Source organism: Vagococcus humatus, assembly GCF_003950325.1.
GTDB classification, from domain to species: Bacteria; Bacillota; Bacilli; order Lactobacillales; family Vagococcaceae; genus Vagococcus_C; species Vagococcus_C humatus.
Genome location: NZ_PXZH01000001.1, coordinates 750860 through 775220, shown reverse-complemented (window position 1 = coordinate 775220; position 24361 = coordinate 750860). Strand labels below are relative to the sequence as shown.

Below are 24361 nucleotides of genomic sequence, written 5' to 3'. Positions count from 1 at the left end.
AGGAGATTGATTTTGTGGCAAATGATCAAATTGTTATTCACGGTGCACGTGTTCATAATTTAAAAAATATTGATGTAACTATTCCAAGAGATCAACTAGTAGTGGTAACAGGGTTATCTGGTTCTGGTAAAAGTTCACTAGCTTTTGACACCTTATATGCAGAAGGTCAAAGACGATATGTGGAAAGTTTGTCTGCCTACGCTAGACAATTTTTAGGTCAAATGGATAAGCCTGATGTAGATAGTATTGACGGATTAAGTCCAGCCATTTCTATTGATCAAAAAACAACTAGTAAAAATCCTCGCTCAACAGTCGGGACGGTAACGGAAATTAATGATTATTTACGGTTGCTATATGCTCGGGTAGGTCATCCGATTTGTCCGAATGATGGGACTCCTATTACTAGTCAGTCAGTTGAGCAAATGGTAGACCGAGTGTTATCTTTGCCTAACCGAAGTAAAATTCAAATACTTGCTCCAATTGTCAGCGGTAAGAAAGGTCAACATAAAAAAGTATTAGAAGAAGTGAAGCGTGAGGGATATGTGCGGGTTCGTGTAGACGGAGAAATGTTTGATGTAACAGAAGTTTCAGAACTATCTAAAAATAAAAAACATGATATTGAAATTGTGATTGATAGAATTGTAGTTAAAGAGGGGATTAGGTCTCGTTTATTTGATTCTTTAGAGGCAGCTTTACGGTTAGCAAATGGCCGAGCTATTGTGGATGTGATTGGCCAAGAGGAGTTAGTTTTTAGTGAACATTATGCGTGTCCTTATTGTGGGTTTACAGTAGGGGAATTAGAACCTCGTTTATTTTCTTTTAATGCTCCTTTTGGTGCCTGTCCTGATTGTGACGGTTTAGGTATGAAATTAGAAGTAGACGAAGATTTAGTTATTCCAAATCCTAGTTTAACTTTAAGAGAAGGAGCCATTGCCCCTTGGAATCCGATTAGTTCCAATTATTACCCTCAACTATTAGAACAAGCTTGTTTACATTTTGGTATCGACTTAGATACTCCTTATGAAAAGTTGACAGAAGCAGAGCAACACCTGTTGTTAAATGGATCAGATGGTCAGTTATTTCATTTCCATTATCAAAATGACTTTGGAAATGTAAGAGATGTAGATATGCCCTTTGAAGGTATTGTGGGAAATATTAATAGAAGATATCATGAAACTAATAGTGACTATACACGAGAACAAATGAAGTTATATATGACAGAATTAACGTGCCAAACTTGTCAAGGTTATCGGTTAAATGAAAAAGCTTTGGCGGTTAAAGTTGGTGGGAAACATATTGGAGAGTTTACTCAATTATCTATTGAGAAGGAACTGTCTTTTGTTAAAAGTTTAGAATTAACGGAACAAGAAACCATGATTGCAAAGCCTATTATTAAAGAAGTAAGGGATCGGTTGAACTTTTTACAAAATGTTGGCCTAGCTTATTTAACTTTAAGTAGATCAGCAGGTACACTATCTGGTGGAGAAGCCCAGCGTATTCGTTTAGCCACTCAAATCGGTTCTAATCTGAGTGGTGTTTTATATGTGTTAGATGAGCCTTCGATTGGCTTACATCAACGAGATAACGACCGGTTAATTCATTCGTTGAAACAAATGAGAGATTTAGGCAATACCTTGATTGTGGTAGAGCATGATGAAGATACGATGCGAGCTGCAGATTATTTGATTGATATTGGACCAGGTGCAGGGGAGCGAGGAGGCTATATAGTAGCAGCTGGAACTCCTTTAGAAGTAGCGGAAAATTCGGAGTCTTTAACTGGGCAGTATTTATCAGGTAAGAAAAAAATTGTGACACCAGAAACAAGACGAGAAGCTACTGGAGAAGCCATTCAGATTTACGGAGCGAAAGAAAATAACTTAAAAAATATTGATGTTAGCTTTCCTTTAGGACAATTCGTGGCAGTTACAGGTGTTTCAGGTTCAGGAAAAAGTACGCTAGTGAATGAAATTTTAAAAAAATCTTTAGCACAAAAGTTAAATCGTAACAGTAATAAGCCAGGAAAGTTTAAGAAAATAACTGGCTATGAAAAAATAGAAAAAATTATAGATATTGATCAAAGTCCAATTGGTCGTACTCCAAGAAGTAATCCAGCCACTTATACTGGTGTTTTTGATGATGTTCGTGATTTATTTGCTCGTACAAATGAAGCGAAAGTCAGAGGCTATAAAAAAGGCCGATTTAGTTTTAATGTCAAAGGTGGACGCTGTGAAGCTTGCCGAGGAGACGGGATTATTAAGATTGAAATGCACTTTTTACCTGATGTTTATGTTCCTTGTGAAGTTTGTCATGGTAAACGTTATAACTCAGAAACTTTAGAAGTTTATTACAAAGGGAAAAATATTTCTGATATTTTAGAGATGACCGTTTCAGATGGCTTAGAATTCTTTAAACATATTCCTAAAATTCAGCGAAAATTACAAACCATTCAAGATGTTGGATTAGGTTATGTGAAATTAGGACAACCTGCTACTACTTTGTCAGGAGGAGAGGCCCAGCGAATGAAATTAGCTAGCGAGCTTCATAAAAGACAAAGTGGTAAGAGCTTTTACATTTTAGACGAACCTACAACAGGCCTACATAGTGACGATATTAAACGGTTGTTACAAGTTCTCAACCGGTTGGTAGATGCTGGAAACACAGTTTTAGTGATTGAGCATAATTTAGATGTTATTAAGACGGCAGATCATTTAATTGATTTAGGACCAGAAGGTGGAGAAGGAGGCGGCAGCATTTTAGTCACTGGAACACCAGAAGAGGTAGCTGCTTGTCCAAAAAGTTATACTGGCCATTATTTAAAAAAAGTATTAAATCTCTAAGCTTAGGATAAATTCCTAGGCTTTTTTTTGATCTGTGCTAAAATAAATCAGATAACAAATTTGAAAGGAAGATGGGTATGATTGTACGTGGCACACTTTATTCAGATGTATTAGAAATGGATACAGGAATTGCAATTGTCACTCCGAAAGAATTACCAACACACACACCATATAAAGTAGCTTATGTGTTACATGGTTTATCTGGAAATCATGAAAGCTGGATTAATAATACAATGGTATCTCTTTATGCAGAAAAAACTCCAATGATTTATGTGTTTCCTGAAGTTCAAAGAAGTTTTTACACAAATATGCAAACAGGACTAAATTATTTTGATTACATTTGTTATGAACTTCCTCAGTATATTCAAAAAATTTATCAAGTCTCTGATAAAAAAGAAGATCATTTAATTGTTGGTGCTTCGATGGGAGGATTTGGTGCGCTAAAATGTGGATTAAAACGGCCAGATTACTTTGGTAATATTCTATCTTTTTCTGCTGCGTTACTTCAAGATTATGACCAACCTTTAGCTAACCAACCTAAAGAAGATTGGTCAGGAACTAGTATGCGCCGTTTATTGAAAAATAAATTTAGTCAGAAAGTGGAGCAAGATTTAGTAGCAGCTTTTGGTCATCAAGAAGAGTTGCCAAAAGAAGACAATTTATTATGGTTAGCTCAATCCGTTGCACCATCAGAGGCTCCTAACATTTATTTAGCTTGCGGTTTAAAAGATCCGTTATTATCAGCTAATCGGCACTTTTATCAGCAATTAAACTCATTAGGACTTCCTGTAACCTATGAAGAAAAGGAAGGTTATCATGAATGGAGTTATTTTAATCAAGCTTTAGACGATGGCTTGAGATGGTATAGACGGCAAAATAAAAAGAAAAAATAACTGACATATTATTTTAACTAATAATTATAGTGTGATGATACGCCCGGTATGATATAATGGTTTTACGAAGAAAGGATGATGAGGATGGTAGATAACTTAGAATTGGTTATCATAACAGGAATGAGTGGAGCAGGTAAAACTGTGGCTATGCAAAGTTTTGAAGACATGGGTTTTTTCTGTATTGATAATTTACCACCACGCTTAATTCCGAAATTTTGGGAATTAATTAAAGAATCTGGAAAAGTCACAAAAATTGCTTTAGTGATTGATTTAAGATCAAGAGCATTTTTTCAAGAGATTCAAGATATGTTAGTTGAAATTGAAAATACTAAAATGATAAATACAACAATTATATTTTTAGATGCCTCTGATGAAGAATTAGTTTCTAGATATAAGGAAACACGTCGTACTCATCCAATGGCCATGGATGGATTAGTGACAGAAGGAATTCGTAAGGAAAGAGGGTTACTTGAAGAAATTAAAGCAGATACTCAGTTGGTGATTGACACAACAGATATGACTCCTCGTCAACTAAGAGAAAAAATTATGAAAGAATTCCGAACAAAAGATACTAAACCATTTCGAATTGAAATGGTTTCTTTCGGTTTTAAATACGGGTTACCAATCGATGCAGATGTGGTTATGGATGTGCGGTTTTTACCTAACCCTCACTATGTAGATGAATTGCGTCCGTTAACTGGTCAAGATAAAGATGTGTATGATTATGTCATGTCTTTCCCTGAAACAGAAGATTTTTATGTGAAGTTTAAATCCTTGATTGATACGATTTTACCTGGCTATAAAAAAGAAGGAAAAACCAGTGTCACGATTGCGATTGGCTGTACTGGTGGACAACATCGTTCAGTAGCTTTAGCAGAAAGAATAGGTCATGGGTTAGAAATTGATTATCCTGTAAATATTACTCACCGAGATAAGGATAAACGTAAGGAAACGGTTAATCGCTCATGAAAACATATCGGATACGTAAACCTCGCATTGTTGTAATCGGTGGGGGAACTGGTTTGCCAGTTATATTGAAAGGTTTACGAAATGAAAGTGCAGATATCACCGCAATTGTTACAGTAGCAGATGACGGTGGCAGTAGTGGCTCTTTAAGACAAGCCATTAATGTCTCGCCTCCTGGAGATTTGCGGAACGTATTGGTTTCATTATCTGAAATGCCTAAACTATATGAAGATTTATTTCAATATCGCTTTAAAAAAGAAGATGAATTTTTAGCCAATCACTCAGTTGGCAATCTAATCATTGCTGCCTTGTCTGAAATGAGAGGGAGCACTTATGAAGCTATTCAATTGTTAGGAAAAATTATGCATGTGGACGGACATGTTTATCCTGCTTCAGAAGAGTCTTTAACTTTACATGCAGTTTATGAAGATGGCACAACTGTTTGCGGTGAATCAAAGATTGTAAAAGACAGAAAACCAATTGATTATGTCTATGTTACAAACAGTTGTAATCAAGAAACAAAACCTAAAGCTGCACGTAAAGTAGTGCGAGCAATTATGGAAGCAGATATGATTGTTCTTGGACCAGGTAGTTTATATACTAGTATTTTACCTAACTTAATGATCGAAGAGATTGGTCAAGCCCTTTTACAAACCGAAGCGGAAGTAGTATATATTTGTAACATTATGACTCAAAAAGGTGAGACGGAACATTTTTCAGATGCAGATCATGTATCTGTTTTGCATAAACATCTGAAACAACCCTTTGTAGATACAGTGTTGGTTAATACCGCTCAAGTACCAGATAATTATATGAATAAAGAAAAATATGACGAATATTTAGTTCAAGTGCAACATGATTTTAAAGGCTTAAGAAGTCAAGGGTGTCGTGTGATTTCAGCAGACTTTTTAGAATTAAGAGATGGAGGAGTCTTTCATGACGGACGAGAAGTCGTGGAAGAAATTTTCCGTTTAGTGTTTGGTGCTAAATATTAAGACGTTAATTGAAGAAAGGGGTGACAAGATGTCTTTTGCCTCTGATGTCAAAAAGGAACTAACTAATTTAGAAGTGACAGAAGAACAAGCTAAAGCTGAATTAGCGGCTATTATTCGAATGAACGGAGCACTAACTTTAGCTAACAGGCAATTTGTTTTAAATGTTCAAACTGAAAATGCAGCGATTGCTAGAAGAATTTATTCTTTACTAAAAGACTATTATGGTGTTCAAAGTGAATTGTTAGTTCGGCGCAAGATGAAATTAAAGAAAAACAATGTGTACATTGTAAGATTAAAGCAATCAACTAGCCAAGTTTTAAATGACCTAGATATTGTAGAAGATTCTATGTTTACCGATCATATTCCTGATACGATTATGGGAAATGTTCAAAAGATGAAAGCTTATTTACGAGGTGCTTTTTTAGCAGGAGGTTCAGTTAATAATCCGGAAACCAGTCGGTATCATTTAGAAATTTATTCGGTGTATGAACCTCATAATTTAGATATTTGTCAGATGATGAATTATTTTGATTTTAATGCTCGAACATTAGATAGACGAAATGGTTATATTACTTATCTAAAAGGAGCAGAACATATTTCTGACTTTTTAACCTTGATTGGAGCTACTACCAGTATGTTGAAATTCGAAGATATCCGGGTAGTTCGGGACATGCGTAATTCTGTTAATCGACTAGTAAACTGTGAAACAGCTAATATGAGTAAAACCATTGATGCCGCTTCTAAACAAATTGAAAGTATTCAGTTTATAGATGAAAAAATCGGCCTACAGCATCTTCCAGAAAAATTACGCGAAATTGCTGAATTAAGGTTAGAATATCCAGAAGTTAGTTTGAAAGAATTAGGAGAGTTAGTTCCTTCAGGTGCTATTTCTAAATCTGGTATTAATCACCGAATTAGAAAAATAAACGCCTATGCAGAACAACTGAGAGAAGAAGCTTAAGTAAAAGACCCGTTGTGAAAATTATTTCCACAACGGGTCTTTTTTGTTTAACTGAAATAATTGATTGGTTAACGAGATGAAAGAGCCTGGTGGTAGGCTTCATCTAACCAATGTTGTAATTTGTCACTTTCGATTTTTTGGTCAAAAATATGTGAGTTAACTATCATAGTAGGAACAAATTGAATACCTGCTTTTTCAGCTTCTCTTATAATGGCAATTTGCTGTTCCTCTACGTCTTGTGGGGTAAGTTGAAGAGTATTCTCAGCAAAAGCAGCGATTTTTTCAAGTTGTTCAACTTGAGCTAAGTTGCCCCATTCATCTTGTGTCTGATAGATTAGTTCCATCACTTTTAAAGTATCCTCACTATTAATAGTAGGGATAAAGCGGTGCATCACATTTCCCATCTGCAATCCAGGACTTTCTTTGTCATAGAGTTTGATCAATTGTTTTATTTTCCCAGTATTTCGGTAATTAGCTAATAAGTCTTTTGAATCAAAAAACCACTGTTTACAGAATGGACAGCGGACATTGATATACTCAACTAAAGTAACAGGAGCATTTGGGTTTCCTATTAAAATACCTAAATCTGATTGAATGCCAGCTAATTTAATATGACTTGTCTCCATAGTTATCCCTCTTTTCTTATACTAATTAGTATAAGAAAAATATTGAGATTTGCCTATTAATATGGTTATAAAAAATCCTTTAGAGTTTTCTCTAAAGGATTTGTATCTTATTTAGTTAAGCCTTTACTGTTGACCATGACTTCATCGATTAAGCCATATTCTTTCGCTTCTTCAGCAGTCATAAAGTTGTCTCGGTCAGTGTCTTGTTCGATTTTTTCAAGAGGTTGACCAGTTCTTTCTGCTAAAATGTTATTTAAGCGTTCACGAGTTTGTAAAATGTGACGAGCAGCAATTTCAATTTCAGCTGCTTGACCTTGAGCCCCGCCTAAAGGTTGGTGAATCATAATTTCAGCATTAGGTAAAGCAAATCGTTTTCCTTTCGTTCCTGCTGTTAATAAAAAGCTTCCCATTGAAGCAGCCATACCTAATACAATAGTTTGGACATCTGCTTTAACGAAGTTCATAGTGTCATAAATAGCTAAGCCAGCTGACACACTTCCACCAGGGGAGTTAATGTAAAGGAAAATATCTTTTTCCGAGTCTTGTGCGTCCAAAAATAATAATTGCGCAATGACTGAGTTAGCAACGTTATCATCAATTGGACCACTTAACATAATAATTCGGTCTTTTAATAATCTTGAGTAAATGTCATAAGCACGTTCCCCACGAGAAGATTGCTCAATGACTGTTGGGATTAAATTCATAATCAAGTTCCTCCTTAGTTTCTAATTCTTACTTATTTTACCACATTTCTAGTTTAAGTACCTACATAAAGTGTAGCTTATTGGTCAATCATGGTCAAATGTTTCGTTTGAAGAAAATAAATTATATAAATATAAGAAAGGTTCGTGATATACTAGAGTCAAATAGGTAAGGGGGATTATGAGATGATGCAAGGTGTACTAGTTTTGTTATCAGTCCTTATTGGTGCAGGAATTGCCCTAGGCGGGACGTTTTTTTATCAACGTAAAATGTTTCAAGAGTTTGCCCGAACAGAACAAATAAAAGAGAAAATGAAAGAAATAGATACTTTAATCCTTCTCAATAAAAAAATTCATGAAATATTAGCCAAGCGAGATGGAACAGTGGAACTAGATACTTATTTAGAAAAGTATCAAAGTTTTGTCAATTTCGATGATGTTCAAATAACTATAGATGACTATATTTATTTGCAGTCCTTTTGCGCTCAAAATCATTACTATTTGCCTAATTATCTAGTAGATGAATTTTTTAAAGAAATTTCTCATAGGAAAATTGTGTTAGATCCACAAGACATTAGACGATTAGGAGCCTATACTTACCAAGGAGGACGACTGGTTTTAGAGAATTTTTCAGATGAACTTCAAAAATGTATTGAAGATCAAAAAATTGAACTAAATCAACTAAAAAAATAAACTGATTGGTACAAAAAAATCCAACTATTCATATAAATAGTTGGATTTGTTCTTGTTAACGCACCCTAAGGGAATCGAACCCCTATCTCAAGAACCGGAATCTTACGTGATATCCATTACACTAAGGGTGCTTCATTAAATAACCTTCTTTAGTTTACCTAAGTTTGCAGAAAATAGCAAGAGTTCTTATAATATTATTTATGATAAAGCGTTATCAGGGAGGAAAAAATGAAATTTGAACAAAAGATTCAGATGCAATTAAAGCAACAACAAAAACTTGCTTTAACTCAAGAATTACAACAATCAATTCAAATGCTTCAATATAATGGTGAAGAGTTAAATCGTTTTTTAGAAAGTAAGGCATTAGAAAATCCTTTATTAGATGTTAGTATTACAACAGAGGAAGCTTTTCCTATGCAAAAAAGTTATCATAATAGTGGGGATTCGGATGAAGAAAGAAATATTTATAACCAAATTCCAGACACAGCCCATTCACTATTTGAATATATCTTAGAACAAGTTTATTTAAATTACCGAGATACTTGGTTAAGACAGTTAGTCGTTTATTTAACTGAGCATTTAGATACTAACGGTTATTTACCTTTAAGTTTGGAACAAGCAAAGGAAGAAACCGGAGCTACACTGATAGAAATGTTAGATGCTTTAACCTTACTTCAACAATTAGATCCACCAGGTATTGGGGCTAGAGATTTAAGAGAATGTTTGATGTTACAAATCGAAAGAGATGATACAGCACCAGAGTTAGCTTATGTTGTTCTAGAAGAATATTTTCAAGATTTTGTGGACCGAAACTGGGACAAAATAGCTAAAGCCTATCAAGTTAATTTAGCTACTATCCAACATATCGCAGACTATATTCAAACCTTGCAACCTTTTCCGGGAGCAGGTTATGCAGGAGATGTAGATAGCTATATTTATCCAGATTTACAAGTAGAAAAAGAAGAAGAACAGCTTATAGTTAAGACTACTCGTTATATTCAACCAAAAGTTGTGTTTCAAGCGGCCTACTTTAAAAAAATGGAACAGGTAGAAGATCCTGATGTTAAAAAATATTTAGCTGAAAAAAAAGCAGAGTATGAATGGATTAAACATAGCCTTTTTCAAAGAGGTAATACTATTTTAAATGTAGGTAAAGCAATTGTAGCTAGACAAAGGTCATTTTTTTTAGAAACAACTCGTCCTTTAGTTCCGATGACACAAAAGGAAATTGCAGAAGAGTTAGGTCTTCATGAGTCTACAATTAGCCGGACTGTTAACGGAAAATACTTGGAAACCTCTTTTGGTGTATTTGAATTAAAAACTTTTTTTACCCAAGGAATTGCCAATCATAACGGAGAAAATAGTTTATCCAATGAAATGGTTAAGCGAATCATCCAACAAATGATTCAGAAAGAAAACAAAGAAAAACCTCTATCTGACCAAAAAATTAGCAATCAATTAAAAGAAGAGCAGGGAATTAAACTATCACGGCGTACAGTAGCTAAGTACCGAGAAGAGCTAGGAATTGCTTCTTCGGCTAAACGAAAACGATATGATTAACTGAGTGAAAAGAAGAGTTGAAAAAATCACTAGATTTTTCAGCTCTTCTTCTTGCTTAATAACAAAAAAGATGATATAGTATTAACTGTAAGCTTAGTAAATAAATATTCGTTAAAATTGCTAGGCAATTTTTTTTACAGTAGATGGGTCATTAATTGACACACTAGGTCAAAAGAAGTCCAATAAAGGGGTAAAGGAACTTGTGATGAATAATCAACTAAAATTGATTGAAGCAGTTGCGCCAGATGTGTTAGACATCGTGCAGGAACGTTTCAACATCATGAGACATATTCATTGGATGGCTCCTGTTGGACGTCGAACCTTAGCAACTAAGATGGATATGACTGAGCGAGTGCTTCGAACAGAAACAGATATTTTGAAAAACTTGCAACTAATTGAAAGTTCTAAAAGTGGCATGTCTTTAACACCAAAAGGGTATGAAGTGATGCATGGCTTAGAGTTATTTATGGTTGGTTTAAATGAAATGCAAGAAAAAGAACGACTGCTAGCTAGCAAATTAGCGATTACTAAAGCAATCGTTGTAAAAGGTGACAGTGATCAGGAAAGACAAGTCTTATCAAGTTTTGGACAAGTAGTTTCTGAATGCTTACAACTGGCACTTCCCGACCAAGATAATGTTATTGCAGTTATGGGTGGGACCACTATGGCAGCTGTTGCTGAAAACATGACTGCCTTAGATGACTATCACCATCATTTAACCTTTGTTCCAGCTAGAGGTGGTATTGGTGAATCAGTAGAAATTCAAGCTAATTCAGTTAGCGCTAAGATGGCGATGAAAACCAATGGAGATTTTAGACCATTATATGTGCCTGAAAGAGTTAGCCATGAAACTTACCAATCCCTTTTACAAGAACCCTTTGTTCAAACTGTTTTGAACTTAATTGGTGAATCTACTTGTGTCATTCATAGTATCGGAAGAGCCTTACATATGGCTGTTAGACGAGGAATGGATGAAGAAGAGTTGGTTATGTTGAAGAACAACAAAGCAGTATCTGAGTCTTTTGGTTATTTTTTCGATGACGAAGGTAATATTGTTTACAAAATTCCACGTATTGGCTTACAATTAAAAGAGCTTGAAAAAGTTCCAGTTATTTTAGCTGTTGCTGGAGGTAAATCTAAAGCAAAAGCAATCCAAGCTTATATGAAACATGCTCCTCACCATACTTGGCTAATTACGGATGAGGGTGCAGCAAATGAGATTTTAAAAGGGGACACCCTTTAAAATAAATAATTTTTTCGATTTTCTAAAGGAGGAAATCTCGCATGACAGTTAAAGTAGGTATTAATGGTTTTGGACGTATCGGACGTTTAGCATTCCGTCGTATCCAAGAAGTAGAAGGAATTGAAGTAGTAGCAATTAACGACTTAACAGACGCTAAAACATTAGCTCACTTATTAAAATATGATTCAACTCAAGGCCGTTTCAACGGAGAAGTTGAAGTTAAAGACGGAAGTTTCGTAGTTAACGGAAAAGAAGTTAAAGTATTAGAAGAAAAAGATCCAGCTAACTTACCTTGGGGTGATCTAGGCGTCGAAATCGTTTTAGAATGTACTGGTTTCTTTGCAACTAAAGAAAAAGCTGAAGCTCACTTAACAGCTGGTGCTAAACGTGTAGTTATTTCTGCTCCTGGTGGAAATGATGTTCCAACTATCGTTTATAACGTTAACCATGAAATCTTAACAGGTGAAGAAACTGTTATTTCAGGTGCTTCATGTACAACTAACTGCTTAGCTCCAATGGCAGACGTTTTACATAAAGAATTTGGTATCGTTGAAGGTTTAATGACAACTATTCACGCTTACACTGGTGACCAAAATACATTAGATGCTCCACACCGTAAAGGTGACTTACGTCGTGCACGTGCTGCTGCAGTAAGTATTGTTCCTAATACAACTGGTGCTGCTAAAGCTATCGGCTTAGTAATTCCAGAATTACAAGGTAAATTAGACGGAGCTGCTCAACGTGTTCCAGTTCCAACTGGTTCATTAACTGAATTAGTAACTGTTTTAGACAAACAAACAACTGTTGAAGAAATCAACGCAGCAATGGAAAAAGCAGCTAACGAATCTTACGGTTATACTGAAGATCCAATCGTTTCAGCTGATATCGTTGGTATGTCTTACGGATCATTATTTGATGGTACTTTAACTAAAGTAATGACTGTTGGCGACAAACAATTAGTTAAAACTGTTGCTTGGTACGATAACGAAATGTCATATACTGCACAATTAGTTCGTACTTTAATCTACTTTGCAAACTTAGGTAAATAATTCAAATAAGTTTTTGATTTGAATGTATTCTTCAATTAGAAGCGGGGAAGCTATCGCGCTTCCTCGCTTTTTTAGTTCGTGTGTGATCAACTAGGAGGTTATTGAATAATGGCAAAGAAAACTGTCCAAGATTTAGACTTAAAAGATAAAAAAGTATTGGTACGTGTAGACTTTAATGTGCCTATTAAAGATGGCGTAATTACTGATGATAATCGGATTAAAGCAGCACTACCTACAATTAACTATATTGTAGAACATGGCGGAAAAGCTATTTTATTTTCTCACTTAGGTCGTGTTAAGACTGAAGAAGATAAAGCTGGTAAATCATTACGTCCTGTAGCAGCTCGCTTAAGCGAATTAATTGGTAAAGAAGTTACCTTTATTCCTGAAACACGTGGTAAAGAATTAGAAGATGCTATTGCTGATATGAAAATGGGTGACATTTTAGTTTTTGAAAACACTCGTTTTGAAGACATTGATGGCAAAAAAGAAAGTAAAAATGATCCAGAATTAGGTAAATACTGGGCTTCTTTAGGTGATGTATTTGTTAATGATGCATTTGGAACAGCTCACCGTGCTCACGCTTCTAACGTAGGGATTGCTTCTAACTTACCTTCAGCAGCAGGTTTCTTAATGGAAAAAGAAATTAAATTCATTGGTGGGGCTGTTGATGAACCAAAACGACCTTTCGTTGCCATCCTAGGTGGTGCTAAAGTTTCTGATAAAATCGGTGTTATTGAAAATCTACTTAAGAAAGCTGACAAAGTGCTTATCGGTGGCGGTATGGCTTATACTTTCTTGAAAGCTCAAGGTAAAGAAATTGGGACTTCTTTAGTAGAATTAGATAAAGTCGATTTAGCAAAAGAATTATTAGATAAAGCTGACGGCAAAATTATTTTACCAATTGATTTTGCTGTAACAAAAGAATTTAAAGATGTTCCTCCTACAATTTTAAAAGAAATTCCAGCAGATGATATGTCATTAGACATGGGCCCTGAAAGTATTGCTTTGTTTAACAAAGAATTACAAGGAGCTAAAACAGTTGTGTGGAATGGACCAATGGGTGTCTTTGAAATGGAAAACTACGCAAAAGGAACAATTGGCGTATGTGAATCTATTGCAAACTTAGAAGGTGCTACAACTATTATTGGTGGTGGAGATTCCGCTGCTGCAGCAAACCAATTAGGATTTGCTGATAAATTTACACATATTTCTACTGGTGGCGGTGCTTCTCTAGAATATCTAGAAGGTAAAGTATTACCAGGTGTAGAATCTATTTCTAACAAATAATTTTTGAGGTGAGTAATCATGCGTAAACCAATTATCGCAGGAAACTGGAAAATGAATAAAACAGCTAAAGAAGCCGTAGCATTTGCTGAAGCTGTTAAAAATAAAATTCCTTCAAATGATAAAGTTGATTCAGTAATTGGATCTCCTGCTTTATTCTTACAAGGATTAACTGAAGCAGCAAAAGGAACAGAATTACAAATTTCTGCTCAAAACTGCTATTTTGAAAATGCTGGAGCTTTTACTGGAGAAAACTCTCCAGAAGCTATTGCTGATTTAGGAGTAGACTATGTTATTATTGGTCACTCTGAACGTCGTCAATATTTCCATGAAACAGATGAAGATATCAATAAAAAAGCAAAAGCTATTATTGATAATGGCATGACTCCTATCGTTTGTTGTGGTGAAACATTAGAACAACGTGAAGGTGGAGAAACAGAAGAATGGATTAGCGGACAAATTTCTGCAGCTTTAAAAGGCTTAACAGCAGAACAAGTTGCTAATTTAGTATTAGCTTATGAACCAATTTGGGCTATTGGAACTGGCAAGTCTTCATCTGCTGAAATTGCAAATGAAACTTGTGGCGTTGTTCGTCAAACAGTAGCTAAAGATTTTGGTCAAGAAACAGCTGATAAAGTACGTATCCAATACGGTGGTTCTGTGAAACCTGAAAACATTAAAGAATACATGGCTGAAGAAAACATTGACGGTGCATTAGTTGGTGGCGCTAGTCTTCAACCGGATTCATTCTTAGCATTATTGGAGGCAGTAAAATAATTATGAGTAAATCACCTGTTGCAATCATTATTTTAGATGGTTTTGGTTTACGTGATGAAGTAGTAGGAAATGCTGTTGCGCAAGCTAAAAAACCTAATTTTGACCGTTACTGGAATGAATTTACTCATGGCTCTTTAAAAGCAGCTGCTCTAGATGTAGGCTTGCCTGAAGGTCAAATGGGAAATTCTGAAGTTGGTCATACTAACATTGGTGCTGGTAGAATTGTTTATCAAAACTTAACACGGATTGACAAAGCCATTGAAGACGGAACTATCAAAGAAAATGATGCTTTAAATCATGCAATGGAACATGCTATTCAACATGATTCAGCTTTACATTTGTTTGGGTTATTGTCTGATGGTGGAGTTCATAGTCATCAAAATCATTTATATGGTTTGTTAGAAACTGCTAAAGAAAAAGGGGTTAAAGAAACTTACATTCATGCCTTCTTAGATGGTCGGGATGTACCACCTAAATCTGCTGCAGATTATATGACACAACTATTAGCTAAATTAGATGAATTAAATTACGGTAAAGTAGCAACTGTTACAGGTCGTTTTTATGCAATGGACCGAGATAACCGTTGGGAACGTGTTGAAAAAGCATACGATGTGATTGTATCAGGAGAAGGTATCCAAGCAACAGATCCTGTTCAAGCTATTTTAGATTCTTATGAGGCAGACGTAACGGATGAATTTGTCTTACCCGTTTCAATCGTCGATGAAAACAAAGCGCCTGTTGGAATAGTTGAAGATAACGACGCAGTCATTTTCTTTAACTTTAGACCTGACCGTGCTATTCAATTATCTAAAGCTTTTACTGATAAAGAATGGGAACATTTTGATCGTTCCCCTCATCCTGAAAACGTAAAATTTGTAACGATGACTTTATATAATGCAGCAATTGATGCAGAAGTGGCTTATCCTCCTGAAAAACTTAAAAATGTTTTAGGAGAAGTTTTAGCTGATCATGGCTTAAAACAACTTCGAATTGCTGAAACAGAAAAATATCCTCACGTTACTTTCTTTATGAATGGTGGACGAACAGAGGAATTCCCTGGAGAAAGTCGTATTTTAATCAACTCACCAAAAGTTGAAACCTATGACCTTCAACCAGAAATGAGCGCTTATGAAGTAACAGATGCTTTGCTTGAAGATATTGCAGCAGATAAACATGATGCAATTATTCTAAACTATGCAAATCCAGATATGGTAGGACATTCAGGTAAAATTGAACCTACTATCAAAGCAATTGAAGCAGTGGATGAAAACTTAGGACGCACAGTAGATGCTATTTTAGCTAAGGGTGGGGTTGCAATGATTTTTGCTGACCATGGTAACTCTGAAACAATGGTAACAGAAGAAGGAAAACCACACACAGCTCATACAACAGTGGAAGTTCCACTTATTTTAACTAAAAAAGATGTAACATTGCGTGAAGGTGGACGTCTATCTGACGTTGCCCCAACTATGTTAGATTTATTAAATATTGAGAAACCAGCTGAAATGACTGGTGAAACTTTAATTGTTAAATAAGCCTACAGCTTGTTTAACATGATTAGCCGCTTTACATAAAAAAATAAAAAATATAACTAAGAAATCAACTGATTTCTAGTGATAAAATTTTAAAGGAGAGAATTAATTATGTCAATTATTACAGACATTTATGCTCGCGAAGTCTTAGACTCACGTGGTAACCCAACAGTAGAAGTAGAAGTTTATACAGAAAGTGGCGCATTTGGCCGTGGTATGGTTCCTTCAGGTGCTTCAACTGGTGAATATGAAGCAGTTGAATTACGTGATGGCGACAAATCTCGTTACTTAGGTAAAGGGGTTCAAAAAGCTGTTGATAACGTGAATAAAGTAATCGCACCAGAAATTATTGGTTTCGACGTTCGTGACCAAATGGCGATTGACAAAACAATGATTGAATTAGATGGTACTCCAAATAAAGGTAAATTTGGTGCTAATGCTATTTTAGGTGTATCTATTGCATGTGCTCGCGCTGCAGCAGATTACTTAGAAATTCCTTTATACCATTACTTAGGTGGATTCAATACAAAAGTAATCCCAACTCCAATGATGAATATTATCAATGGTGGTTCACATGCTGATAACAGCGTTGACTTCCAAGAATTCATGATTATGCCTGTTGGCGCTCCAACATTTAAAGAAGCTATCCGTATGGGTGCTGAAGTATTCCATAACTTACAAAAAGTATTAAAAGGTAAAGGCTATAATACTGGTGTTGGTGACGAAGGTGGATTTGCTCCTGACTTAAAATCTAACGAAGAAGCATTAGAAGTTATTATCGAAGCAATCGAAGTAGCTGGCTATGTTCCAGGTAAAGACGTTCGTTTAGCAATGGATGTTGCTTCATCAGAATTCTACAACAAAGAAACTGGTTTATACGAATTAGCTTCAGAAGGCCGTGCTTTAACTTCAGAAGAAATGGTTGCTTTGTATGAAGATCTATGTGCTAAATACCCAATCATCTCTATTGAAGATGGTTTAGATGAAAACGACTGGGAAGGATTCAAACACTTAACTGAAAAATTAGGTAAGAAAATCCAATTAGTTGGTGACGATTTATTCGTAACTAACACTGAAAAACTACGTCGTGGTATTGACGAAGGTATTGCTAACTCAATCCTTATTAAAGTTAACCAAATTGGTACTTTAACTGAAACATTTGAAGCAATTGAAATGGCTAAAGAAGCTGGTTATACTGCAGTTGTTTCTCACCGTTCAGGTGAAACTGAAGATTCAACTATTGCTGACATTGCTGTTGCAACTAACGCTGGTCAAATTAAAACTGGTTCTGCTAGCCGTACTGACCGTATTGCTAAATACAACCAATTATTACGTATTGAAGACCAATTAGGTGATGTTGCTGAATACAAAGGTTTAGCTTCATTCTATAACTTAAACAACAAATAATTTTTAACAAGATATAACTATTGGTAGAGTGATAGCCCCTGTTTACTTAGGTAAAACAGGGGCTTTTTAATTGTAAAAATTTCGTGATTATTTATTAGTCAGTCAGTGTTTTTCTAAATTATTTTTTTATAAAGAGAATGTTAAAAGTTTAGATATAACTCTAGGAAAATAGCCCCTTTCATTTTTTTAACGCTAAAGACTAGTAGGGAAGGGTTGTTTTTTTCAGAAAATTTTCTTGACTTTTTTTACAAATCTTTGTATGATTCTTTTTGGGCACCTTTCTTTTATAAAGGTCATAGATTGATAAGCTAACTCGCTCCCTATTCTTCAATAGAATAGGGAGTTTTTTTATTTTAAAGGCTTCCCTCAAGAAAAAGTAAAGGGTGATGAGGATGACAAAGTATATTTTTGTAACAGGTGGAGTAGTATCTTCAATTGGTAAAGGAATTGTAGCAGCTTCACTAGGTAGATTATTAAAAAACCGAGGACTAAAGGTTACTATCCAAAAATTTGATCCTTATATTAATGTGGATCCAGGTACCATGAGTCCTTATCAGCACGGGGAAGTATTTGTCACAGATGATGGATGTGAAACGGATTTAGATTTAGGACATTATGAGCGGTTTATTGACATTCGTTTAAATCAATTTTCTAATGTTACTACTGGAAAAATTTATTCAGAAGTTTTACGTAAAGAGCGAAAAGGGGATTATTTAGGCGCAACAGTTCAAGTTATTCCCCACATAACCAATGCTATTAAAGACAAGATGCAGCGAGCTGGAACACATAGTGAAGCAGATGTGGTTATTACTGAAATTGGTGGAACAGTTGGCGATATTGAGTCATTACCTTTTTTAGAAGCTTTAAGACAGATGAAACAAGATGTAGGGGAAGATAATGTTTTATATATCCATACTACGTTAATTCCTTATTTAAAGGCTGCTGGAGAAATGAAAACTAAACCAACCCAACATAGTGTGAAAGAATTAAGAAGTTTAGGCATTCAACCAGATATTTTAGTTCTTAGAACGGAAGAACCAATTACTTTAGCCATGAAGCAAAAATTAGCACAATTTTGTGATGTAGCAGAAGAAGCAGTTATTGAGTCAAGAGATGTAGATACGTTGTACTCTATTCCATTACTTTTACAAAAACAAGGCATGGATCAACTAGTGTGTGACCGGCTAAAATTAACTGTGCCTCCAGCTGACATGAAAGAATGGCAATTATTAGAGCAACGAGTGTTACATTTAAAACAGGAAGTACATATTGCTTTAGTAGGAAAATATGTGGAACTACCAGATGCCTATTTATCTGTGGTAGAAGCATTAAATCATGCAGGTTATGAGCAAGATGCTCATGTTAACCTTCATTGGATTCAAGCAGAGGAGTTGACTCAAGACAATGTATCTGACATGTTATCCCAAATGGATGGTATTTTAGTTCCTGGAGGTTTTGGGGATAGAGGACTTGAAGGGAAAATGGTAGCTATTCAATATGCTAGAGAAAATCAGGTAGCTTTTTTAGGTATTTGTCTAGGCATGCAACTAGCTTGTATTGAGTTTGCAAGACATGTGTTACATTTACCAGAAGCTCATTCTGCAGAAACAAATCCTAAAGGACCAGATAAAATTATCGATTTGATGAAAGATCAAGAAAATATTGAAGAGCTAGGAGGAACTCTTCGTTTAGGGTTATATCCTTGTGTATTACAGGAAGGAACAAAAGTTTTTAGCATTTACCAACAAAAAGAAATTGACCAAAGGCATAGGCATAGATATGAATTTAATAATGAGTACCGAGAAGCATTTCAACAAGCTGGTATGACTATTTCAGGTGTTTCACCAGATAATCGGTTAGTCGAAATTGTTGAGATAACTGATCATCCCTTTTTTGTAGCTTGTCAGTATCATCCAGAATTTTTATCTCGGCCAAATCGTCCAGAACCTTTGTTTAATCAATTTATTCAGGCAGCATTAAATTAAATAGTGAGTGATAGACAATGAAAAGAAGACTTGTTAAGTTAAAACAGGTCTTTTTTTGTATTTTATGGTAGCCTAACTATAGAGAAGGAAAGGGGATGGAAAGGATGGAACTCACATTAACTGGGACATACAATTCGGCAGTAGTATTTACAGACGAAGTGGAAGAAAATGCTTTAAGACAAATTGAGTTACTACTAGAGCAACCATTTTTAAAAGGGGAACGTATTAGAGTCATGCCAGATGTACATGCTGGAAAAGGCTCTACAATTGGTACTAGTTTGACGATTTTTAATCAAAAAGTTGTGCCTAATCTGGTTGGAGTAGATATTGGCTGTGGAATTCGCGTGTTTGAAGTGAAAGGAGTCAATCCTAAAGAATTAGCTAAACTAGATCAGCAAATCAAGTTACTGATTCCATCAGGTTTCTCCGTTCATCCTTTACCTATTACAGAGCCTTTTCATTTACTTGATCAACTGACTTTTTCAGTGGATAATCCAGACCGTATCCATTTATCTCAAGGCACACTTGGAGGAGGTAACCACTTTATCGAATTAGGAACTAACCAAAAAGGACAGTATTTTTTACAAATCCATTCTGGTTCTAGAAATTTAGGACATCAAATTGCAAGATACCATCAAAAATTAGCACAAGATTATCAACAGGTTTTAGAAGAAGTGGCTAGAGAAGAGGGGAAAACTTTTATCCCAGTGCCTAAAGATCTCGCTTATTTGGAAGGTCAGCTGTTAGAAGATTATTTAACAGATATGAAAATTGCTCAAGCATTTGCTGTTAACAATCGATTACTGATGGGAGAGAGGATTATTAAGCAAATGGGGTGGCAATTAGTAGATACTTTTGATTCTATGCATAACTACATTGATATTAAGTGTCAGTTACTAAGAAAAGGAGCAACCGATGCAAGCAAAGGAACTCGGTTAGTCATCCCTTTAAATATGCGAGACGGATCACTTATCTGTACCGGTTTAGGCAATCCTCACTGGAATTATTCGGCCCCGCATGGAGCTGGTAGAATAATGAGTCGAACAGAAGCTAGAAATAAGCTTTCTTTAGCAGATTTTAAAGAAACTATGGCAGCTGTTTACTCTACCTCCATTAGTAAAAGAACGTTAGATGAAGCCCCTTTTGCTTATAAAAAGGCTGACATGATTCAAGAAGCGATTGGAGATACAGTGGAAATTACCGATCATATTTCTCCTATTTATAATTTTAAAGCGACATAAAACAAAAAACGAGTGAGTGACTGAAATAGTTTCAGTTAACTCGCTCGTTTTTGACTGGTAGCCATTAAAGGTAAGATTTCTAATAAGTGATGAACAGTAAAGGTTGGCTGAATTCTTTCGAAGGAAGTTTGTTGATAAGGATGGAAAAAGATACTATCAATTCCTGCGTTAGAGGCACCTAAAATATCTGATGATAACCGGTCACCCACCATGATGATTTCATTTTTTCGATGAAGATTTACTCGGTCAAAAATAGTATAAAAGAAGCGAATGTCTGGTTTAGCAAAGCCAATCTCATCTGAGATAAATAAATCATCAAAATAATGATTGAGGTGAGAGTTGTCTAAGCGTTGTCGCTGAATTTTTCCAAAACCATTCGTGCCAGCGTAAAGTTGGTAACCTTTTTGTTTAAGGAGTTGTAGTAAGGTATCCGCATGATTCATTAATTGATGTCCTTCTGCAAGTCTTTTTCTAAAAATAACATCTGCAGCTTCTCCTGTTGCTTTAACTCCCAATACATCAAAGTATTCATCGAAACGGGAAGAAATAGATTGGCTTGGTTGCAGTTTACCTAATTCTAATAAGCGCCAATATTTGTTATTAATTTCTTGATATAAGGCGACATTTTCAGGTGTTTCAGGAATACCGTAAGTAGTTAACACATCTGATAAGGCTTTTTTTTCTGTTGCTTTAAAATCTAAAAGAGTATCATCTAAATCAAAAATAATTTTTTTGTATCCCATGTACTCACATCCTTTCTATCATGATTGAATGAGATTTATTCTTATTTTTGTTTTTCTAATCAATATACAAAAAAATCACCCCTTTGTCAATAAAAAAGGATGATTTTTAGTTAACAGACAGAAACGTATAGCTCGATTTGACCATTTGGTAGATATTTTTCAAAATCGTAGGTAAAAGCACGACGTAGTTCACCACTTTGTTCTAACTGATGAATTTGACTCCAAAGGTTAGTAATGGAAGTTTTGGTGGAGAACTTACGAAAGGTTTGTTTTGGCATAGCTAAAGGTGTATCTGTTACAAGGCTTTCTGTAGCTAAAGACAAGGTAAAATCACCTATACCAGGGTCATGATAATGATGATAAACAACATACCGAGCCCCTTTATAATTAGATAAGCTAATGGTTGCTACTTCCCATAATTCTTGCATACTTTTTTTGAGATTAGTGGTAATAGAATGAGTTTGTATAGCATCAATTTCATAAACTAACATAAAATTTAACCCCCTTTTTTGTTATGCTACCATAATTTATTCAAGGTGGAAAATATAAAGGTTAATTGTTTATAAAATGATGATAAAATAAACTGTTTTTTAAAATTAATCGGTAAATTAGCGATAAAATAATGAGGAATGGATGAAAGAGGCAAATAATGGGTCATGTGAAAATAAGATGAACAGATAACTTTGATAATGAACAATAAATATGTGTATAATAGAGAAGAACAGTATAAGAAAGAAGGTGAGCTTAGGTGAAAAGGAGTCCATATAGAAGAAGAACATTTAAAGAAGTAATTAAAAGTCCACAATTTTATTCGGTATTATTATTGATAAGTTTATTGATGGATCGCTCTACTAGCTACACAAGTATTTGGCCTAATTTATTAGGAGGACTTTTAATGGTATACTTGTTAGGTATTTCTTTTTTCTGTAAAGATAGGCAGACTCGCCGATTAACCAAAAGCGAATTAAACCAAGTCAAGGCAGATATTCGTAATCATAAAGAGATGGTTGGCATTATTCGATTTATTCGAGAGAAGACAGGATGGTCTTTAGTCGATTCTAAACAATTTTATGATCAATTAAATGGTTAGCTCAAAAGCTTTCCATCTAGTGTTTATCAACTAGGTGGAAAGCTTTTTTAATTAAGATAAGTTTGGGTTAATTGTGTTGCTGTTTTTATATCAGTAAAAAAAGTATTAGCATAGTCTCCTTTTAATGCACTATGGATAGTATCCACTTTATGTGCACCTGTGGCGACTAAAATACTATGTTGTTTTTCTTTTAATGCAAGAAGGTCAAGTGACACTGTTCGTTGGTTAATGTCTTGACAAGCAATTTGTCCTTCTTTATCAATAAATCGGGAAAGAATTTCTCCCACTGCTTGGTTTTTTAATTGAGTAATCTCAGCTGGAGAAAAATAATCACTATGAGTTAACATAGAGTCATTAAACACAGACCCAACTGTAAAAATAGCAATATTGCTTTCAAGTCCTGCTTGCATTAATTCGTGAATAGCTGGATCTTTTAGTACCCTTTGTTTCGTTTCAGGATGTTGAAAGAATAAAGGAAGGGGCAATAAGGTTAAATCTGCTTCAAAAGCTTTAGCAAATAAAGATAAAACATCATAAGAATAGTGTTGAATGTTTTTATGAGTTTCTCCTCCCTTTAATTGAACAATACTAACACCTTGTAAAGGCTTAGGAGATAGGTGTTCGGCCACGCTATACATGGTTTTGCCAAAACCTATTCCAATTTTATCTCCGTCTTGTACCAATTGATTAAGGTACATAGCCACTTGTTGCCCTACATCTGATAAAATTTGTTGATAGTCAGTAGCTAAACTTGGATAAACCTCTACGTGATTTAAGTGATACCGTTGCTGAATAAGAGTCGCTAATTTGGAACATTCTTCTAGAGGGTTAGTTAACTCAATTCGCAGAAAAGGATGTTGCTGGGCCAAATTGAGTAATTGTTTCACGTCATTAGATGATTGATCAGTCAATCTAGCTATTTCCTCGATAGATAGTAACTGTTCATGATACATGGAAGCCACATGGAATAAGTGAATAAGTTGATGCTTAGGGACTGAGTTCAAATTGACACCTCCTAAAGGATATGCTTAAAGTATATCATATGTTTAAAAAAAGAGTCATTAATTGGCAGACCGTAAGAGAAACAGAAGAGATAACATGGTATACTAAAATTAAGAGTTTAGTTAGTTAAATGAAGAGTAAAAAAGGAGAGAACTTATCATGCAAGAATTTCACTGGCCACATTTTTCTAAAAAACCAACGTTAATCGGGGAAAATGTAACGTTACGCCCTTTTCAATCTGAAGATTGGTTAGTTATGAATGAGGTAATCAATCAGCCAGAGATCAAGCGGCTAACTGGTTCTGTTACTTCTACTGACGCAGCCAATAAAAAGCAGACCAGTGAAGAAGAGTATTTGACTAAACAATGGTATGACACAAGAAATCAGCAAAGTAACCGGTTAGATTTAGCTATTTATGCTAATCATTCCCAAGAAGTGATTGGGGAAGTTGTTTTAAATGAGTGGCAAGAATCAACTAATACTTGTCACTATAGAATGTTGATTAGTCAGGATTATCAAAATCAAGGCTTAGGGACTGAAGCAACCAAACTTATGTTAGCCTATGGTTTTCAAGAATTAAACTTGCACCGCATTGAATTAGAAGTCTATGAATTTAATCCGAAAGCTAAACATGTTTATGAAACATGTGGCTTTTTAAATGAAGGAACTAAACGGGAAGCTTTTCTATTTGATAAACAATGGGTTGATATCCATTTAATGGCTATGTTAGAAAGTGACTTTCAATCAACTAAGTAAAGCGCTTGCTTTATCAA

The 24361-nt window shown here is 35.1% G+C and carries 22 protein-coding genes and 1 tRNA gene; 17 read left to right on the top strand and 6 right to left on the bottom strand.

What is annotated here, in order from left to right; all coding sequences use genetic code 11:
• Positions 1-14: 14 nt before the first annotated feature.
• The 5 genes from uvrA to whiA all read left to right on the top strand — a co-directional run bounded on the left by uvrA (position 15) and on the right by whiA (position 6652).
• Positions 15-2837, top strand: coding sequence for an excinuclease ABC subunit UvrA (uvrA, locus tag C7P63_RS03760; RefSeq protein WP_125942816.1), 2823 nt, complete (start codon positions 15-17; stop codon positions 2835-2837).
• 77 nt (positions 2838-2914) lie between these two features.
• The gene (locus tag C7P63_RS03755; RefSeq protein WP_165863762.1) at positions 2915-3730 is read left to right on the top strand and encodes an alpha/beta hydrolase; all 816 of its coding nucleotides are present in this window, start codon (positions 2915-2917) and stop codon (positions 3728-3730) included.
• A gap of 84 nt (positions 3731-3814) precedes the next feature.
• A complete protein-coding gene (gene rapZ / locus C7P63_RS03750) occupies positions 3815-4699 on the top strand; it encodes an RNase adapter RapZ (protein ID WP_125942814.1) in 885 nt (294 codons plus the stop codon).
• Positions 4696-5691: a gluconeogenesis factor YvcK family protein gene (locus C7P63_RS03745; RefSeq protein WP_125942813.1), complete on the top strand. Its 996-nt coding sequence runs from the start codon at positions 4696-4698 to the stop codon at positions 5689-5691. Before rapZ ends, C7P63_RS03745 begins: the two co-directional genes overlap by 4 nt.
• Positions 5692-5719: 28 nt before the next feature.
• Positions 5720-6652 (top strand): DNA-binding protein WhiA, encoded by a 933-nt coding sequence (whiA, locus tag C7P63_RS03740; RefSeq protein WP_125942812.1) that lies wholly within the window; start codon positions 5720-5722, stop codon positions 6650-6652.
• A gap of 68 nt (positions 6653-6720) precedes the next feature.
• On the opposite strand, the gene C7P63_RS03735 is transcribed toward whiA, so the two are convergent.
• Together C7P63_RS03735 and clpP are read right to left on the bottom strand one after the other, a co-directional pair.
• Positions 6721-7278, bottom strand: a complete 558-nt coding sequence (locus tag C7P63_RS03735) for a DsbA family protein (protein ID WP_125942811.1) — start codon at positions 7276-7278, stop codon at positions 6721-6723.
• A 107-nt stretch (positions 7279-7385) separates the two neighbouring features.
• Positions 7386-7982 carry an ATP-dependent Clp endopeptidase proteolytic subunit ClpP gene (gene clpP / locus C7P63_RS03730; RefSeq protein WP_125942810.1) on the bottom strand — a complete coding sequence of 199 codons (597 nt, stop codon included), beginning with the start codon at positions 7980-7982 and terminating at the stop codon, positions 7386-7388.
• A 183-nt stretch (positions 7983-8165) separates the two neighbouring features.
• On the opposite strand from clpP, the gene C7P63_RS03725 reads away from it, so the two are divergent.
• Positions 8166-8672 carry a hypothetical protein gene (locus C7P63_RS03725; RefSeq protein ID WP_125942809.1) on the top strand — a complete coding sequence of 169 codons (507 nt, stop codon included), beginning with the start codon at positions 8166-8168 and terminating at the stop codon, positions 8670-8672.
• A 59-nt stretch (positions 8673-8731) separates the two neighbouring features.
• Here C7P63_RS03725 and C7P63_RS03720 read toward each other — a convergent pair.
• Positions 8732-8803: transfer RNA gene (locus C7P63_RS03720), tRNA-Arg, on the bottom strand.
• 97 nt (positions 8804-8900) lie between these two features.
• Between C7P63_RS03720 and rpoN the strand changes: the two genes are divergently transcribed.
• The 9 genes from rpoN to C7P63_RS03675 all read left to right on the top strand — a co-directional run bounded on the left by rpoN (position 8901) and on the right by C7P63_RS03675 (position 20753).
• A complete protein-coding gene (gene rpoN, locus C7P63_RS03715) occupies positions 8901-10232 on the top strand; it encodes an RNA polymerase factor sigma-54 (RefSeq protein WP_125942808.1) in 1332 nt (443 codons plus the stop codon).
• 205 nt (positions 10233-10437) lie between these two features.
• Entirely contained in the window at positions 10438-11475 is a 1038-nt protein-coding gene (locus C7P63_RS03710; RefSeq protein ID WP_125942807.1) for a sugar-binding transcriptional regulator, read from the top strand.
• A 41-nt stretch (positions 11476-11516) separates the two neighbouring features.
• Positions 11517-12524, top strand: a complete 1008-nt coding sequence (gap, locus tag C7P63_RS03705) for a type I glyceraldehyde-3-phosphate dehydrogenase (protein WP_125942806.1) — start codon at positions 11517-11519, stop codon at positions 12522-12524.
• Positions 12525-12632: 108 nt separating this feature from the next.
• Positions 12633-13814, top strand: a complete 1182-nt coding sequence (locus C7P63_RS03700) for a phosphoglycerate kinase (RefSeq protein WP_125942805.1) — start codon at positions 12633-12635, stop codon at positions 13812-13814.
• 18 nt (positions 13815-13832) lie between these two features.
• Complete coding sequence (gene tpiA / locus C7P63_RS03695; RefSeq protein ID WP_125942804.1) at positions 13833-14588, top strand: triose-phosphate isomerase; 756 nt, start codon at positions 13833-13835, stop codon at positions 14586-14588.
• Between the two features lie 2 nt (positions 14589-14590).
• A complete protein-coding gene (gene gpmI, locus C7P63_RS03690; protein ID WP_125942803.1) occupies positions 14591-16123 on the top strand; it encodes a 2,3-bisphosphoglycerate-independent phosphoglycerate mutase in 1533 nt (510 codons plus the stop codon).
• Between the two features lie 108 nt (positions 16124-16231).
• Positions 16232-17527 (top strand): phosphopyruvate hydratase, encoded by a 1296-nt coding sequence (gene eno, locus C7P63_RS03685; protein ID WP_125942802.1) that lies wholly within the window; start codon positions 16232-16234, stop codon positions 17525-17527.
• Between the two features lie 392 nt (positions 17528-17919).
• Positions 17920-19512 (top strand): CTP synthase, encoded by a 1593-nt coding sequence (locus C7P63_RS03680; protein ID WP_125942801.1) that lies wholly within the window; start codon positions 17920-17922, stop codon positions 19510-19512.
• A 104-nt stretch (positions 19513-19616) separates the two neighbouring features.
• A complete protein-coding gene (locus tag C7P63_RS03675; protein ID WP_125942800.1) occupies positions 19617-20753 on the top strand; it encodes an RtcB family protein in 1137 nt (378 codons plus the stop codon).
• 35 nt (positions 20754-20788) lie between these two features.
• Here C7P63_RS03675 and C7P63_RS03670 read toward each other — a convergent pair whose 3' ends face one another.
• On the bottom strand, positions 20789-21496 hold the full coding sequence (locus tag C7P63_RS03670; RefSeq protein WP_125942799.1) for a YjjG family noncanonical pyrimidine nucleotidase: 708 nt from the start codon (positions 21494-21496) through the stop codon (positions 20789-20791).
• Positions 21497-21606: 110 nt separating this feature from the next.
• Positions 21607-21987: an effector binding domain-containing protein gene (locus tag C7P63_RS03665; RefSeq protein ID WP_125942798.1), complete on the bottom strand. Its 381-nt coding sequence runs from the start codon at positions 21985-21987 to the stop codon at positions 21607-21609.
• Positions 21988-22391: 404 nt separating this feature from the next.
• Between C7P63_RS03665 and C7P63_RS03660 the strand changes: the two genes are divergently transcribed.
• Positions 22392-22586, top strand: coding sequence for a hypothetical protein (locus C7P63_RS03660; protein WP_125942797.1), 195 nt, complete (start codon positions 22392-22394; stop codon positions 22584-22586).
• A 47-nt stretch (positions 22587-22633) separates the two neighbouring features.
• On the opposite strand, the gene C7P63_RS03655 is transcribed toward C7P63_RS03660, so the two are convergent.
• A complete protein-coding gene (locus C7P63_RS03655; RefSeq protein ID WP_125942796.1) occupies positions 22634-23590 on the bottom strand; it encodes a sugar-binding transcriptional regulator in 957 nt (318 codons plus the stop codon).
• A 157-nt stretch (positions 23591-23747) separates the two neighbouring features.
• Between C7P63_RS03655 and C7P63_RS03650 the strand changes: the two genes are divergently transcribed.
• Positions 23748-24344, top strand: a complete 597-nt coding sequence (locus C7P63_RS03650) for a GNAT family N-acetyltransferase (RefSeq protein WP_125942795.1) — start codon at positions 23748-23750, stop codon at positions 24342-24344.
• Positions 24345-24361 lie beyond the last annotated feature (17 nt).